Source organism: Pseudoalteromonas sp. OF7H-1, from assembly GCF_022347825.1.
In the GTDB taxonomy this organism is placed as follows: Bacteria; Pseudomonadota; Gammaproteobacteria; order Enterobacterales; family Alteromonadaceae; genus Pseudoalteromonas; species Pseudoalteromonas maricaloris.
Genome location: NZ_JAKRFX010000024.1, coordinates 1 through 16,011, shown reverse-complemented (window position 1 = coordinate 16,011; position 16,011 = coordinate 1). Strand labels below are relative to the sequence as shown.

General features: G+C 40.9%; 14 protein-coding genes. 9 read left to right on the top strand and 5 right to left on the bottom strand.

Annotated elements, in window-relative coordinates:
- Positions 1-147 precede the first annotated feature (147 nt).
- Both MHN30_RS21690 and ubiG read right to left on the bottom strand, forming a co-directional pair.
- The gene (locus MHN30_RS21690; RefSeq protein ID WP_239361109.1) at positions 148-795 is read right to left on the bottom strand and encodes an HAD-IA family hydrolase; all 648 of its coding nucleotides are present in this window, start codon (positions 793-795) and stop codon (positions 148-150) included.
- Positions 792-1,502: a bifunctional 2-polyprenyl-6-hydroxyphenol methylase/3-demethylubiquinol 3-O-methyltransferase UbiG gene (gene ubiG, locus MHN30_RS21685; RefSeq protein WP_010377022.1), complete on the bottom strand. Its 711-nt coding sequence runs from the start codon at positions 1,500-1,502 to the stop codon at positions 792-794. Before ubiG ends, MHN30_RS21690 begins: the two co-directional genes overlap by 4 nt.
- Positions 1,503-1,767: 265 nt before the next feature.
- Here ubiG and gyrA point away from each other — a divergent pair, with 265 nt between their 5' ends.
- The 9 genes from gyrA to pyrF all read left to right on the top strand — a co-directional run bounded on the left by gyrA (position 1,768) and on the right by pyrF (position 12,260).
- Positions 1,768-4,440 carry a DNA gyrase subunit A gene (gene gyrA / locus MHN30_RS21680; RefSeq protein ID WP_045990771.1) on the top strand — a complete coding sequence of 891 codons (2,673 nt, stop codon included), beginning with the start codon at positions 1,768-1,770 and terminating at the stop codon, positions 4,438-4,440.
- Between the two features lie 211 nt (positions 4,441-4,651).
- A complete protein-coding gene (serC, locus tag MHN30_RS21675) occupies positions 4,652-5,734 on the top strand; it encodes a 3-phosphoserine/phosphohydroxythreonine transaminase (RefSeq protein WP_039495791.1) in 1,083 nt (360 codons plus the stop codon).
- Positions 5,734-7,014, top strand: coding sequence for a 3-phosphoshikimate 1-carboxyvinyltransferase (gene aroA / locus MHN30_RS21670; protein ID WP_130164027.1), 1,281 nt, complete (start codon positions 5,734-5,736; stop codon positions 7,012-7,014). The genes serC and aroA overlap by 1 nt, the downstream gene beginning before the upstream one ends.
- Before the next feature lie 253 nt (positions 7,015-7,267).
- The gene (cmk, locus tag MHN30_RS21665; protein ID WP_017217320.1) at positions 7,268-7,984 is read left to right on the top strand and encodes a (d)CMP kinase; all 717 of its coding nucleotides are present in this window, start codon (positions 7,268-7,270) and stop codon (positions 7,982-7,984) included.
- A 97-nt stretch (positions 7,985-8,081) separates the two neighbouring features.
- Complete coding sequence (gene rpsA, locus MHN30_RS21660) at positions 8,082-9,749, top strand: 30S ribosomal protein S1 (RefSeq protein ID WP_017217321.1); 1,668 nt, start codon at positions 8,082-8,084, stop codon at positions 9,747-9,749.
- A 61-nt stretch (positions 9,750-9,810) separates the two neighbouring features.
- Positions 9,811-10,101, top strand: a complete 291-nt coding sequence (gene ihfB, locus MHN30_RS21655; protein ID WP_010377033.1) for an integration host factor subunit beta — start codon at positions 9,811-9,813, stop codon at positions 10,099-10,101.
- A gap of 17 nt (positions 10,102-10,118) precedes the next feature.
- Positions 10,119-10,382: a LapA family protein gene (locus tag MHN30_RS21650; RefSeq protein WP_010377035.1), complete on the top strand. Its 264-nt coding sequence runs from the start codon at positions 10,119-10,121 to the stop codon at positions 10,380-10,382.
- A gap of 2 nt (positions 10,383-10,384) precedes the next feature.
- A complete protein-coding gene (locus MHN30_RS21645) occupies positions 10,385-11,521 on the top strand; it encodes a lipopolysaccharide assembly protein LapB (protein WP_045990775.1) in 1,137 nt (378 codons plus the stop codon).
- Positions 11,522-11,549: 28 nt separating this feature from the next.
- A complete protein-coding gene (pyrF, locus tag MHN30_RS21640) occupies positions 11,550-12,260 on the top strand; it encodes an orotidine-5'-phosphate decarboxylase (protein WP_069019127.1) in 711 nt (236 codons plus the stop codon).
- Positions 12,261-12,297: 37 nt separating this feature from the next.
- Here the strand turns inward: pyrF and MHN30_RS21635 are convergent, their stop codons facing one another.
- The 3 genes from MHN30_RS21635 to MHN30_RS21625 all read right to left on the bottom strand — a co-directional run bounded on the left by MHN30_RS21635 (position 12,298) and on the right by MHN30_RS21625 (position 15,507).
- Complete coding sequence (locus MHN30_RS21635) at positions 12,298-13,104, bottom strand: hypothetical protein (protein ID WP_130164028.1); 807 nt, start codon at positions 13,102-13,104, stop codon at positions 12,298-12,300.
- Positions 13,101-14,972 (bottom strand): 6-hydroxymethylpterin diphosphokinase MptE-like protein, encoded by a 1,872-nt coding sequence (locus MHN30_RS21630; RefSeq protein WP_275446691.1) that lies wholly within the window; start codon positions 14,970-14,972, stop codon positions 13,101-13,103. The genes MHN30_RS21635 and MHN30_RS21630 overlap by 4 nt, the downstream gene beginning before the upstream one ends.
- A gap of 214 nt (positions 14,973-15,186) precedes the next feature.
- Positions 15,187-15,507 carry a hypothetical protein gene (locus tag MHN30_RS21625; RefSeq protein ID WP_239361107.1) on the bottom strand — a complete coding sequence of 107 codons (321 nt, stop codon included), beginning with the start codon at positions 15,505-15,507 and terminating at the stop codon, positions 15,187-15,189.
- Between the last annotated feature and the right edge of the window lie 504 nt (positions 15,508-16,011).

The window sequence follows — 16,011 nt, the reverse complement described above, 5'->3', positions numbered from 1 at the left end:
CCACTTATCTGCCCACAAAGAAAAATCAACAAAAAGATGATGCTTTTCAGCAAAAATAAAAAAAAATTCTAACTGATTTTTTTCTACACAAATTCGTATCTATTATAGCAAAAACACAATATATGGTGTTTTATTTTTTTATCGACACTAAATATGCGATAACGTGTCTAATGGGTTAGTAAGATAGAGATCCGCCTGCCAAGACTTAGCTTCAGCTTCAGATGGAATGAATCCCCACATTGCTGCTGCACTAATCATTTTTGCGGATTTTGCAGCAATAATGTCTCGCTCAGCATCGCCAACATAAATACATTGCGCTGGTGACACCCCCAATTTTGACGCCACTAACAGTAAAGGCTCGGGATGAGGTTTGGCCACCGCCAGCGTATCTCCGCATACTACTGTCTCGATCTTTGCAAGTTCAGGGATCTGTTTTAGTAGCGGAAGTGTTAAAAACTCAGGTTTGTTGGTCATGATCCCAACCTGAATCTCTTTTTCTAAAAGTGCCGCTAATAACTCACCAATTTGCGCAAAACATTGGGAATGTACTGATAGATTTGCCAGATAGTAGTCGAGTACCCCCTGACGTAATATCTGAGTATCAAAGTGCTTTAATGACTCACCAAACCCTACCTGTAACATCGCTGCTACGCCGTTTGAAATCGCACTGCTATATACCTGTTTGCCGACAGAAGGCATTTTATTAACAGTTAAAACGTGGTTTAGTGCAGCGCCCAAATCATCACTGGTATCCAGCAAGGTGCCGTCTAAATCAAATAGTACCGCTTGGATCATGCCAGCTTCTCAAAGTGTAGAATGTAGTTAACTGAAACGTCTTTCGTTAAGGTAAATGTTTTGCCGATAGGGTTGTAGTTAATCCCTGTCGCCGCTCTGACTTTGAGGTCGTACTTTTCAGCCCAGTCAATTAAGGTCGAAGGGCGAATAAACTTATCGTGCTCATGCGTGCCTTCAGGAACCATTTTAAGCAGTTTTTCAGCAGCGACGATAGCCAGTAAATACGCTTTTGTAGTTTTGTTTAAGGTAGAAAAAAATACATGACCGCCGGGCTTAACTAGCTGCGCGACTGAACGAATAATGGATTCTGGGTCTGGTACGTGTTCTAACATTTCCATGCAAGTTACTACATCGAATTCACTTTGGTGCATAGCTGCGAATTCTTCCGCTGGCACTTTTTGATAGTCTACGTTAACGCCGACCTCTAATGCGTGGAGCTTTGCGACGTTAAGCGGCTCTTGCCCCATATCGATACCGGTTGCATTTGCACCCAGCTTAGCCATGCTTTCTGTTAAAATCCCGCCACCACAACCGACATCCAATACTGTTTTTGCAAATAGGCCTTCACACTTATCGTTAATAAAGTCCAATCTCAACGGGTTAATGTCGTGTAATGGTTTAAACTCTCCCTCTCGGTCCCACCAGCGCTCTGCTATTTCTTCAAATTTAGCGATTTCATTAGGGTCTACATTTTGATGTTCGGTCATAAAAAACTTCCTCGTCGAATTGAGCGCATTATAAAGGGGATTAGATAAAAATAGCACCTGTAAAACGGTAAAAAGTGTGTTAGCATGCTTGACGAATTTTATAATAAACAAAGCCCCCGCTGATACTCTGAGGCAATTCGGCTATTTTTTGAAGCGCGTTTAATTGGCGCTTCAGCAGAAAGAGCAATTTGATATTCAGATAGCATCTCAACACAAGTTGTAGTGTGACACAAAAGGGGTGGACACTGAAGGAAAGTGGAGTCAAATGTCTGATCTCGCCAATGAAATCCTGCCAGTCAATATCGAAGATGAATTAAAAAATTCATACCTAGATTATGCAATGAGTGTAATCGTAGGTCGTGCATTACCTGACGTACGTGACGGCCTAAAGCCTGTTCACCGTCGTGTATTGTTCGCGATGAATGAACTTAAAAATGACTGGAACAAACCTTATAAAAAGTCAGCTCGTGTAGTTGGTGACGTAATCGGTAAATATCACCCGCATGGTGATAGCGCGGTTTACGATACTATTGTACGTATGGCTCAGCCTTTCTCTCTACGCTATATGCTCGTAGATGGACAAGGTAACTTTGGTTCTGTCGATGGTGACTCTGCAGCTGCGATGCGTTATACCGAAGTACGTATGGCGAAAGTCGCTCACGAGTTACTTGCTGACCTTGAAAAAGAAACCGTTGATTATGTACCAAACTACGATGGTACAGAGCAAATTCCAGATGTGTTACCAACTAAAGTGCCTAACTTATTGGTGAATGGTTCATCTGGTATCGCGGTTGGTATGGCGACCAATATTCCACCTCACAACTTAACTGAGGTGATCAATGGTTGTTTGGCTGTGATCCAGAATCCAGACATCACCATTGAAGAGTTAATCGACTATATTCCGGGTCCTGATTTCCCGACTGCTGCCATCATTAGCGGTAAAAACGGCATCGAACAAGCCTATAAAACAGGTCGTGGTAAGATCTATATTCGCGCGAAAGCTGAAATCGAAGTCGATGAGAAAACAAACAAAGAAACCATCATCGTTCATGAAATTCCTTACCAAGTTAACAAAGCAAGACTAATTGAAAAGATTGCAGAGCTTGTTAAAGACAAAAAGGTTGAAGGGATCAGTGCACTACGCGACGAGTCTGATAAAGACGGTATGCGTATTGTTATTGAAATCAAACGCGGTGAAGTCGGTGAGGTTGTACTAAACAACCTATACGCTCAAACACAACTACAAACTGTGTTTGGCATCAATATGGTTGCACTAGATAACAACCAGCCCAAGTGTTTCAACCTGAAAGAAATGCTTGATGCGTTTATTATTCACCGTCGTGAAGTCGTAACGCGTCGTACTGTATTTGACCTGCGTAAGGCAAGAGACCGAGCGCATACGCTTGAAGGCCTCGCAATTGCGCTAGCCAACATTGACCCAATCATTGAGCTTATTCGTAAGTCACCAACTCCAGCAGAAGCGAAAGCGGCGCTAACTGCGCGAGCTTGGGATCTTGGTAACGTTAAATCAATGCTTGAGCGTACTGGTGAAGAAAATGTTGCGCGTCCAGATTGGTTAGCGGAAGAATTAGGGATCCGTGATGGTCAGTACTATTTGTCTGAGCAACAAGCCCAAGCAATCCTAGACTTAAGACTTCACAAATTAACAGGTCTTGAGCACGAGAAAATTCTGGCAGAATACAAAGAACTACTCGATCTTATCGCTGAGCTACTGTACATCCTTTCTACTCCAGAGCGTTTGATGGAAGTGATCCGCGATGAGTTAGTTGAAATCAAAGAAACGTATGGTGATGAGCGTCGCACAGAGATCACTGCTGCTGCGCACGATATCAGTTTAGAAGATTTGATCAACGAAGAAGACGTTGTAGTTACGCTTTCTCACGAAGGCTACGTTAAGTATCAACCTCTTAGCGATTACGAAGCTCAGCGTCGTGGTGGTAAAGGGCGATCTGCAACTAAGATGAAAGATGAAGACTTTATCGAACGTCTACTCGTTGCAAATACTCACGATACAATTCTTTGTTTCTCCACTTCTGGCCGCTTGTATTGGTTGAAAGTTTACCAGCTGCCGCTTGCATCACGTGCTGCGCGCGGAAAGCCAATTGTTAACTTATTACCACTCGAAGCTGATGAGCGTATTACGACAATTTTACCGGTTCGTGAATACGAAGAAGATAAGTTTATCGTTATGGCGACGGCAAGTGGTATCGTTAAGAAAACACCTCTGACTGCATACAGCCGTCAGCGTGCAAGTGGCATTATTGCTATCAACTTGAACGAAGGCGATAGCCTGATCGGTGCTAACATCACCACAGGTGAAAATGACATCATGCTATTTACTGAGCATGGTAAAGTTGTACGCTTTAACGAGAAGCAGCGAGATTCAGAAACAGGTGAAGTGAAGCGTGATCCTGAAACTGGCGAAGAAATGTTGGCTTTACGTCCGATGGGCCGTACAGCAACAGGTGTTCGTGGTATCAAGATGCCTGATGACGTGAAAGTGGTATCACTAATCGTACCACAAGGCGATGGTGCAATCTTGACCGTAACTGAAAATGGTTATGGTAAGCGTACACCGCTTGAAGAGTACCCAGCGAAGAGCCGTGCAACACAAGGTGTAGTGTCAATCAAAGTAACTGAAAGAAATGGTTCTGTGGTTGGCGCGGTTCAAGTTGATGACAACGATGAAATCATGTTGATCTCAAACCGTGGTACGCTAGTTAGAACGCGTGTAAACGAAGTTTCTACGGTAGGCCGTAACACCCAAGGTGTTATTCTGATCCGTACGATGGAAGAAGAAAAGGTAGTAGGTCTTCAACGCATCGAAGAAATTGAAGTGCAAGAGTTGCCTGAAGGTGACGTTGCAGAGCTAGAAGGTGAAGCAACACCTGCTGCGGGATCTGACGCAGAGGAATAAAAAAATCCTACCCAAAAAAAGCGACTTCGGTCGCTTTTTTTCTTTCTGTCAATTTTTTCAATCTGCTCCTCTATGACAAGAGCCTGAAGCCTGATAAATTAAGGCTACCAACAATCCGACATTTTAGTCGGGCAGCCCACTGTTCATCCAAAAAGTCATGAGAATAACGCTATTCTTTGGATGATCTAGATTATTTGGAATGAGGAAAAATATGACGGTTTATAATTTTTGCGCGGGTCCTGCGATGTTACCTGTTGAAGTTATGAAAAAAGCGCAAAAAGAATTTCTAGATTGGCAAAATCTTGGTGTTTCGGTGATGGAAGTGAGCCATCGTTCGGCACCGTATCTTGAAATGGCAAAGCAATGCGAAGCAAGCTTACGTCGTTTGATGAACATCTCTGATGAATTTGAAGTCCTGTTTATGCATGGTGGTGGCCGAGGTCACTTTGCTGCTGTACCGTTAAATCTACATGTAGATGGTGTACCTGGCGTATATATCGAGAACGGGATCTGGTCTACCGGTGCGACGAAAGAAGGTGAAAAATTCACGCAAACGCATGCGATTAATATTCGCACTGACGAAAATGGTCAATTCGACATTTTACCTGTCTCCGAGTGGAAGTTACCAGAAAACGCTTCATACATTCACTATTGTCCAAACGAAACCATCGACGGTATCGAAATATTTGACGTTCCAAAGCATGCAACCGCACCAATTGTAGCGGATATGTCTTCCAATATTTTATCTCGCGAAATTAACGTCGATGACTTTGATTTGATCTATGCTGGTGCACAAAAAAATATCGGTCCTTCGGGTCTCAGTATCGCCATTGTACGTAAGACGTTATTGAAGCGTGAAGGGTTGCCAAGACCTGCTATCCTTGATTACGCCATTGAGGCTGATCAGCAAAGCATGTACAACACACCACCGACATTTGCATGGTATCTTGCGTTTGAGGTATTCAAGTATCTTGAAAGCATTGGTGGTGTTAAAGCCATGGAAGCGCACAATCAAGAAAAAGCAGCCATTTTATACGATTACATCGATGGCTCTGACTTCTATTCAAACAAAGTTGCAAAACATTGTCGCTCATTGATGAACGTGCCATTTTGGTTAAATGATGACAGCCTAAATGCTAAATTTTTGGCAGAGGCAGAACAAAACGGTTTAATTGCACTTGAAGGCCACCGTTTTGTTGGTGGTATGCGAGCTAGTATATACAACGCCATGCCAATTGAAGGGATCAAAGCGTTAGTTGCATTTATGGATAAATTCGCACGGGAGAACAGTTGATGGAACAATTGACCCTCAAGCCTATTACTAAAGTCAGTGGCAGTGTGACGCTACCTGGCTCTAAAAGCTTATCAAATCGTATTTTGTTGCTTGCAGCGTTGTGCGAAGGCACGACAAAAGTGACGAACTTATTGGATAGCGATGACATCCGCCATATGTTAGGCGCATTGTCTCAGTTAGGCGTTGAAGTATCGTTAGAAGACGATAATACGGTGGCACTGGTCAAAGGAAATGCTGGTAACTTTAACACCCCCGTTGAGCCGCTATTTTTAGGTAATGCCGGTACAGCATATCGCCCATTAACTGCAGTGCTTGCAGCTATACCTGGTGATTATGAACTGATTGGTGAGCCACGAATGGAAGAGCGTCCAATTGGCCATCTTGTTGATGCGATGCAAACGCTTGGTGCAGATATTCAATATCTCAAAAACAAAGACTACCCGCCGTTGAAAATTACAGGTAAGCAACTTGCTGGTGGTGAAGTTGAGATTGACGGTAGTATCTCAAGCCAATTCTTAACTGCATTATTGATGGCAGCACCGCTTTTTAGTGGCGATACGAATATTGCGATTAAAGGTGAACTGGTTTCAAAGCCTTATATTGATATTACCATTGGCGTGATGGCGCACTTTGGGGTTCATGTCGAAAACCACGATTATCAACATTTTGTGGTAAAAGCAGGCCAACAGTATCAATCTCCTGGAACACTTATGGTCGAAGGGGATGCCTCGTCAGCCTCTTATTTCATCGCAGCAGCTGCAATTGCAGGAGGCGAAATTGAAATAAAGGGAGTGGGTAAACAAAGTGTGCAAGGTGATATCGGTTTTGCCAAAGTGATGGAACAAGTCGGTGCAGACATTGATTGGCATGATGAGCGTATCGTTGTCCGAAAAGGTGAGCTAAATGGTGTGGACATTGACGCCAATGCTATTCCCGATGCGGCGATGACGCTTGCAACCGTAGCGCTATTCGCAAAAGGTAAAACGGCAATTCGTAATATCTACAATTGGCGCGTGAAAGAAACCGATAGGCTAGCTGCCATGGCGACTGAACTTAAAAAAGTAGGCGCAGAAGTGGTAGAAGGGCACGACTTTATCGAAGTTACACCACCGGCTAATTTTAATTTTACGGATGTAGACACATACAATGACCATCGCATTGCGATGTGTTTTTCGATGGTGGCAGTGGGTGGTCAAGCTATCACGATTAACGACCCAAAATGTACGGCAAAAACTTTCCCAACCTATTTTTCAGTGTTAGAAAGCATTAGTCAGTATTGATTTCATCCAAGGTGTTGAAGATGTTCAGCACCTTAAAATCTTCTCTAAAATAGTCATCATAACAAAGTCAAATACACGCATATTTGACTGAATTTTATTCAGTCAAAGCCAGTTAGCACCTGACTTTTAGTGCCTTTCACTGTACTAATAATTTGAGATATAACAAAAAATGACAGGTAAATAAGGATATATTCAGCAAATTGACGTATACTATGCGCCGTCAAATTCAGGTGAGCATTTTTAGGAGGTCTAAATGCAGGCAGCTATGCCAGTTATCACCGTAGACGGCCCAAGTGGTTCAGGCAAAGGAACTGTTTGTCGCTTGTTAGCTGAAACATTAAATTGGGAAGTGTTGGATAGCGGTGCGATTTATCGCGTGCTTTCGTTAGCAGCATTACACCACCAAATTGCAACTGATAACGAAGAGGGGTTGGTCCCACTCGCTGCCAATTTGGATGTACAATTTTCTATCGATAAAGAAACTAAAAAAAGCAAAATTGTACTTGAAGGTGAAGATGTTACTAACACCATTCGCAATGAAGAAGTCGGCGCGGCAGCGTCAAAAATTGCGGCGCTACCTCGAGTGAGAGAAGCATTATTACGACGTCAGCGCGCTTTTAGAACTGAAGTTGGCTTAATTGCAGATGGACGTGATATGGGAACGGTGGTGTTCCCTGATGCTGAACTTAAAATTTATTTGACTGCAAGTGCAGAAGAACGTGCTCGCAGGCGATTTGTTGAGTTGAATGAGAAAGGCCATGATGTTACACTAAGTGGTCTGTTAGAAGACATTAAAGCTCGCGATGATCGCGATATGAATCGCAAGGTTGCCCCATTAGTTCCTGCTAGCGATGCGATAGTTGTTGATACAACTGAGCATAATGCTGAGCAAGTGTTCAAACAGGTTATGTCTTTTATTCAAGACGCCATTGTGGCTGGTAAACTTCCAAAAAGTTGTTTACCTAAGTAATTTTTTAATGACACAGGCAGGAAGCTAGTGTTTATTTAACAACCCCATGCAGCATGGTTGCTAATTGGTAATTTAACTTTATAGAGACGTATTTAGTATGTCAGAAAATTTTGCGCAGTTATTTGAAGAAAGCCTACAGGGTTTTGAAGTTGAGCAAGGCTCAATCGTTAAAGGTACAGTAATCGCTATCGAGAACAACGTTGTTCTTGTTGACGCTGGCCTTAAGTCTGAAAGTGCAATCCCTGCAGAGCAATTCAAAAATGCTGCTGGTGAACTAGAAGTTGCTGTTGGCGACGAAGTAGATGTAGCACTTGACGCTATCGAAGACGGTTTCGGTGAGACTATCCTTTCTCGTGAGAAAGCGAAGCGTCACGAAGCTTGGATCCGTCTAGAGAAAGCATGTGAAGAGCACGAAACTGTTGTTGGTATGATCAACGGTAAAGTTAAAGGCGGTTTCACAGTTGAAGTTGATTCAATCCGTGCATTCCTACCTGGTTCACTTGTTGATGTACGTCCAGTTCGCGACACAGCTCACCTTGAAGGTAAAGAGCTAGAGTTCAAAGTTATCAAGCTAGACCAGAAGCGCAACAACGTTGTTGTTTCACGTCGTGCTGTTATCGAATCTGAGAACTCACAAGAGCGTGAAGAGCTTCTTCAAAACCTTGTTGAAGGTCAAGAAGTTAAGGGTATCGTTAAGAACCTTACAGACTACGGTGCATTCGTAGACTTAGGTGGTGTTGACGGTCTTCTACACATCACTGACATGGCTTGGAAGCGCGTTAAGCACCCTTCAGAGATCGTGAACGTAGGTGACGAAATCAACGTTAAAGTACTTAAGTTCGACAAAGAGAAGACTCGTGTTTCTCTAGGTCTTAAGCAACTTGGCGAAGATCCATGGGCTGCTATCGCTGGTCGTTACCCAGAAGGTGCTAAGCTTACTGGTCGTGTAACTAACCTAACTGACTACGGCTGTTTCGTTGAAATCGAAGAAGGCGTTGAAGGTCTAGTACACGTTTCAGAAATGGATTGGACTAACAAGAACATCCACCCTTCAAAAGTAGTTTCACTAGGTGATACTGTTGAAGTTATGGTTCTTGAAATCGACGAAGAGCGTCGTCGTATTTCTCTAGGTCTTAAGCAGTGTAAAGCTAACCCTTGGCAAGAATTTGCTCGTCTTAACAACAAAGGCGACCAAGTTTCTGGTAAGATCAAGTCTATCACTGACTTCGGTATCTTCATCGGTCTTGACGGTGGTATCGACGGTCTTGTACACCTATCTGATATCTCTTGGAACACTCCAGGCGAAGAAGCAGTACGTGAGTACAAGAAAGGTGACGAAATCACAGCTATCGTTCTACAGGTTGACCCAGAGCGTGAGCGTATCTCTCTAGGCGTTAAGCAAATCGACGCTGATCCATTCACTAACTACCTAGACGCCAACAAAAAAGGTGCTATTGTTAAAGGTAAAGTGACTGAAGTTGATGCTAAAGGCGCAACTGTTGAGCTAATCGAAGGCGTTGAAGGTTACATCCGTGTAGCTGACATCGCGCAAGAGCGTGTTGAAGACGCGACTGCTGCTGTTTCTGAAGGCGACGAAATCGAAGCTAAATTTGTAGGTGTTGATCGTAAGAACCGTACTATCAGCCTATCAGTTAAAGCTATCTACGAAGCTGAAGAAAAAGAAGTACTAGAGAAGCTTAAGAAAGATGAGCCTGCGTTCGAAAACGCAATGGCTGCAGCTTTCAAAAATGCTCAAAAAGACTAATTAATCAGTCTTTAAACTAGGAAGGGCGCTTAGCCCTTCCTTTTACACTAAAGGAAACATTATGACAAAGTCTGAATTGATAGAACAACTTGCACTGCAGCACGCTCACGTTCCTGTTAAAGATGTAGAGAATGCGGTAAAAGAAATCCTTGAACAAATGGCTGGCTCATTATCAGACTCGGAGCGTATCGAAATCCGTGGTTTTGGTAGTTTCTCGCTTCACTTCCGTTCTCCTCGCACTGGTCGTAATCCTAAAACGGGCGAAACAGTAGAATTGGATGGTAAATACGTACCACACTTTAAGCCAGGCAAAGAGCTGCGCGATAGAGTAAACGAAAGCTTAAATAATTAAGTCTAACGGAGCTAAACTTGGTTGCAGTATTGAAAAAGGGATTAGCTGTTGTTGCCATACTGATTGCATTTTTAGTTGGAACACAAAATCCACAAGTTGTTAATGTCAATTTTGTAATTGCAAGTGCAGAGTTACCACTCGCAACCTTAATGAGTATTTGCTTAGCTCTTGGGATAATTATTGGTTTACTTGTAACAGCGTCGGTTTTATCTAAGCTTAAATGGCAAAATCATCGCCTAAAAAAAAGTAATAGTAAGCTTAGTCAAGCAGCCGAACGCTAGTTATGATCGAGCTGCTGTTTTTATTACTACCTGTAGCCGCCGCTTACGGTTATGTTATGGGTAAAAATAGTGCTAAGAATCAAGCCCTAGAGCAAAGTAGACAAATTACTTCTGAATACAGTAAAGGCCTAAAATTCCTATTAGATAGGGAAGAAGATCAGGGTCTTGAACACCTCACCAAATTACTTGAAGTCTCAGCAGACTCCGTCGACCATTATTTAACACTCGCATCGCTTTTTAGAAAGCGGGGAGAGTTAGATAGAGCGATAAAAATTCATGAGCTCCTACTTAAACAACCTAATCTAGATGAAGAGGTCGTGAAGTCCTGTCGCCTAGAGCTTGCTCAAGATTACATCTTAGCTGGCCTATTGGATAGCGCTGAAGAACATTTAGTCATTCTTGTAAAACTTGGGTTTAAAGATGCACTCGACCCGATTTTAAACCTATACTCTCAAACTAGAGATTGGCGAAAAGGCGTTCATATGTATGAAGCGCATCCTGAGCTTTTCAAAAAGTCGTCTCATTGCGCCACTATTGCAAACTTCTATTGTGAAGCTGCAAATCAAGAAAAGAATCCAAGCCTATTCGAAAAAGCAACAGCGCTCGCGCATGAAACAGTAAGACCCTTGTACGAAATGGGCAAAGATGCATACAAACATGATGATTACGTGAAGTGTATATATTATTGGCGAAAGCTCGTGAGCCAATTTGTATTTATGGCACCACTAGTAATAGAAGACCTCGAATCCTGTTATGTTCAATTAAACATTCACGATCAATTCTTTGAGCTAGTCTCAGAGTTATTAGAAAAAGGAGGCGTGCTGATCAGAATTAAGTTTTGCCAGGGATTAGTCCAAAAAGGTCATATTTCTGAGGCAATAGAGTTTCTAACTGATAGTTTAAAGCGTGAACCATCAATTAGGGGCTTTAGTTATTTGTTGCAACTCATTAGCGGCAAAGATGCTAAAATAGACCACGTACTACAAGAAATAGATAAATTGGTGAAGTCTTATATTGCAACTAAGCCAAACTATCAATGTGGTCATTGTGGGTTTACAAGTCATACGATGTATTGGTTATGTCCCTCCTGCAAACATTGGGAGTCACTTGCTCCAAGCCGTGGGTTAGACGGTTTTTAAGTTTTTAATTTGGCCAAATAGGGTAACTATGTCGACACAAGATTTAAAAAAGGTTTTGATTGCGCTTGATTATGATAATGAAGAAGCTGCATTATCATTTGTTTCTCAGCTTTCACCTGACGAATGCCGATTGAAAGTAGGTAAAGAGATGTTTACCTATTTTGGCCCTCAGTTTGTAAAAAAACTGGTAGATATGAATTTTGATGTATTCTTAGACCTGAAATTTCATGATATTCCAAATACAGTCGCAAAAGCAGTAACTGCTGCAGCTGAGCTTGGTGTGTGGATGGTAAATGTTCACGCCAGCGGCGGTCACGAAATGATGTCAAAAGCAAAAGAAGCGTTGGTAGCTTACGGCGATAAAGCGCCGTTACTTATTGCTGTGACCGTACTAACGAGTATGGATCAAGGACAATTATTAAAGCTTGGAATTGAAAAGACGCCTCAAGAGCAAGTGCTATATCTAGCAAAATTAGCGAAAGAATCAGGCCTAGATGGCGTGGTTTGTTCTGCACAAGAAGCCGAACTTTTAAAAGCTCAACTCGGTGAAGAGTTTAAGCTTGTGACACCGGGTATCCGGCCAGCAGGTGCTGATGCTGGCGATCAAAAACGTATTATGACGCCTGAAAAAGCAGTGAAAGCGGGTAGTGATTATCTAGTGATAGGGCGTCCAATTACTAAAGCTGAAGATCCTGCAGCTACGTTGAAGGCGATTAACACTAGCATAGCCGAAATTTAAATTGCAAAGCCAACGTAATATTTACGTTGGCTTTCTTTTATTGTCCAAGTCGTGTGTCGCAACTATAGGCGAAGTAAAACTCCTCCGGAAGATATTGAGCATAGACCTTAGTCTTGTTGTGCTTATTGGTGTACCACTCACCCATGAACGTGTAATTTGGATCATCGCTAGTAATGAAATTAAACTTCTCTAGCTTTGTTTTATCAGTCGCTCCAATTTTTAGCGTCAGCGAGTTGTCGTTAAGTTTGTAGTTTCCCCTAGCCAGAAAGTCATATCCTCTATTACTTTCAGTTTGCTCAGTTGCTCTAGCTATCACTAAGTTCTTGTTTGACCTTATACAAATTTCATAAAGAAGGGATTTATAACCATATTGTTCATACACAATGGATAAAATACCTTTTGTTAACTCACTAGTAGAATACGGGAATGCTGTACTAGACGAATCGCTAGTACCCAAAGAATCGCTAGTACCAAATGAGTCACTACTACCAAATGAGTCGCTACTACCAAATGAGTCACTAGTGCCAAAAGAGTCGCTAGTACCAAAAGAGTCGCTAGTACCAAAAGAGTCACTAGTACCAAAAGAGTCACTAGTACCAAAAGAATCGCTAGTACCAAAAGAATCGCTAGTACCAAAAGAATCGCTAGTACCAAAAGAATCGCTAGTACCAAAAGAATCGCTAGTACTAAGCGATTCACTCGCGGTATTATTGGTCTGGGTTACACTTCCGTATAACTCCTGATTAATTCCATCACTAATTATTTCAGCAGCAGATGCAATTGATTGTACAGTACTTGCTAAAACCACTGTAGTAGGTAAAACAGCAAATAAATTAAATTTCACGATCTATCCTTACAATAACTTAAAATTTCTGTTTTTATCTTTGTTACTATTGCACATAGTATAGGTTTTATATTTAAGAAATAATTCTCCTTTTTGTCCTTAGGTATATGGTTTGTATGGTTGAATACTCCAAAGATGATATACTTAAAGCTACCCGATAAGACGAGCATAACCTCTCTTTCATTTGAATTTGACTCTAAACCACGGATGAAATTAGAAAGCGCCGATTTTAATTCATTTAATGTTCTAGTTTTTTCTAAATCTTTGATGTGCGAATTTAATATTTCACAACATCTATATAAATGGTGTTTAAATGTAAAGTTTATATGGTTAAGGTTGTTTACTGTTTTTAAACTTTCTTCAAATAGTGAAAAGGAAAAAGGAACTGAGTTTTTCTTCAATTCCTTTGTTGGTGTTGCACCATTTATCAATGCGCCATTACTTATATTCTCAACACTCAGATCAGGATTAATCTGGATTAACGATTCAACCGCTTTTCTTGATTCGTTGAATATTCGAGTTGTTAACACTCTTTCAGTCTGGTTACCTGACACATAGTGCTGACCAGTAAAGCGACATAGACTCAAAGCATCTCTTTCATTATAGTATTGAGAGTGCTTACAATGATGCATTTCCTCATCAACAAAACCATAATCACATCCAGATAATACAAACTTTTTTACGCCCAGACTTACAAGTGCAGATATCGCTGTATTTGTAACGGTTGGGTTGCTATAGTAAAGCGGAGTGATTGCATGTTCTTTTTTAATAATTTCTGTTGTAATGTCATTTGCTTTAAAAAAAACTAATCTATTCTCGAATGCTAGCAGAGTTTTATGGTAGACGGTGTTTAATGTTATCAATAGTGTATTTTTCAATAGAGGACTTTTTAGGTAATCTTCTTTAATATAATAGCCATCCTTACTTCTCTCCATTTCTACATGTATATGTGGAACAATGTTTTTTCTCAGTAGGCTCGGCAATGATGTCCCACATGATACAACAATACCATTAAATTTATTTATATCATCAATTATAAAATCTAGCGAAGGACCATTTCCTACAATCAAAGCTTTATGGCTTTCTAGAAAAGAAAAATCTGATGTTTTAAAGTTTTTTAGACTTCTTATGTTTTGAGAGGAATGTTTTAAACTCATCATCTCATCTTCCATAAAGCCCCATAGACTTACGAAGGAGTTTCTCCATTCCTTAAATGATTCATATATTTTATCAAATAACTGACAGTTATAGTGTCTAAATAAACTAATATCACTAAATATTCCACAACATCGATTAGACGAGTAGGATGCTAAACCATCTAAAAATTCACTATAGCTCTTGCAGCTAATGAGCTTTAGATTACCACCGCGTGCTTTACACTCATTTTTTATCGTTTCGAGATCGATGTTAAAACGGCCTAGGGCTTCAAGCTTTTGATCCTGCTCAATAATTATCACATCTATATAATTTAGCTTGTTAAGTAATGCGGGAACGTGATAGCCAGCACCTAAGCCAAGAATGATGAGTGTACTGGATGTAGGTGTCGAGTTTGGCTTAAAGCCCAATGCTAATGCAATGTCATGTGATTCATTTATAAATTGTTGATGGCAATACTGTGTTTCAGCTATGGATAAATTTAGAGAAAGGTGAGTTGGTCTATTAAAGAAAAGTTCCACTTGCTTAATGCACTGAACTTTAGGGTCAATGCCATAGAATTCTAATTCGATAGACTTAGCATGTAATTTATCTCGAATCTGAGGGAAGTGTGATTCGTTCTGTGAAATTTGAATACTTGCTTTCATATATTGTTCTAGTCCTTGATATCTAATTACTCGATAAGCATTAGAATTGAGTACCCATATTAGCATCAAACCTGAAAATTTTCTTTCAATTTAATAGAGAAGCATCAAGCGAGGAGCAACCATAGATGATGGATTGAAATCTACTCTAAAAGTAATGTGTAGGTAACCTTGTGTTTTATTCTTTATTAAGTGTTACGTTAGCTGGGTATTAAGCAATATTTGATGGGAGCTTGATTGGCCATACCGTTAGTATAGCCAATCGTTACGGGATAGTTGTCTCTTATTCTTCGTTATCAGCAGTTTCAAAATTTAAACTAAACTGACCACTGCGCTGTACCGAGAAAATGGCTTTTTGCCAGTTCTCTTTTTGATTTGACGTTGCATTTTCGAACAAGCTTAAAAAAAGAACGGAAATTTCATCACTTACTGGTATAACGTGTGCTTGTTTTGGTGTGCTGGTGTCATAGTAAAAAGCGGAACACCTAGGCATATTGTCGTCATGGTAGTCCAATACGAGTCGCGCTTCACTCCACGGCTCTTTAATTTGTTGGTATAGATACTGGCCCAATTGTTGTGGGACTTGTCGGTTTTCTTCTCGCATTCCAACTCCTTGTTATGTTCAGCGATAAATGTTGCTCTGATTTTACTGGCGACTTTTGGCTTTTGTATGTGCTATAAATTTGTAGATCCCAAAACCGACTAGTATAAATATGATCGACTGACCCGCGGCTTTACTTATGATAACCGCATTGGAAAATAGCCTTGAAAGTATAGACATACAGATAAAAAACGAAAGCACTGATGTTAGTAACACAATGGCTTTTATCCAAGGTTGAACTAGCTTATGTCTCTGTTTGCTAATCAATACAGCAACGATGAAACTGATCAAAGAAACCAAAAAACCAATAAAATACATCTCCGTTGTGATCATGGTATTTCCTTATTAATAGATGAGTAAATTATTTTATTCATTTTCTGCCCGAATTCAGATAATAAGTGCACCACTCATGGTTAATCGGTGAGGAGAGATCAACTGCCTGTTGGTGGTACTCTGTAATCGCCAAAAAACAAGAGTAGTTACCATGAGTTACAAGCAGTTGATCGA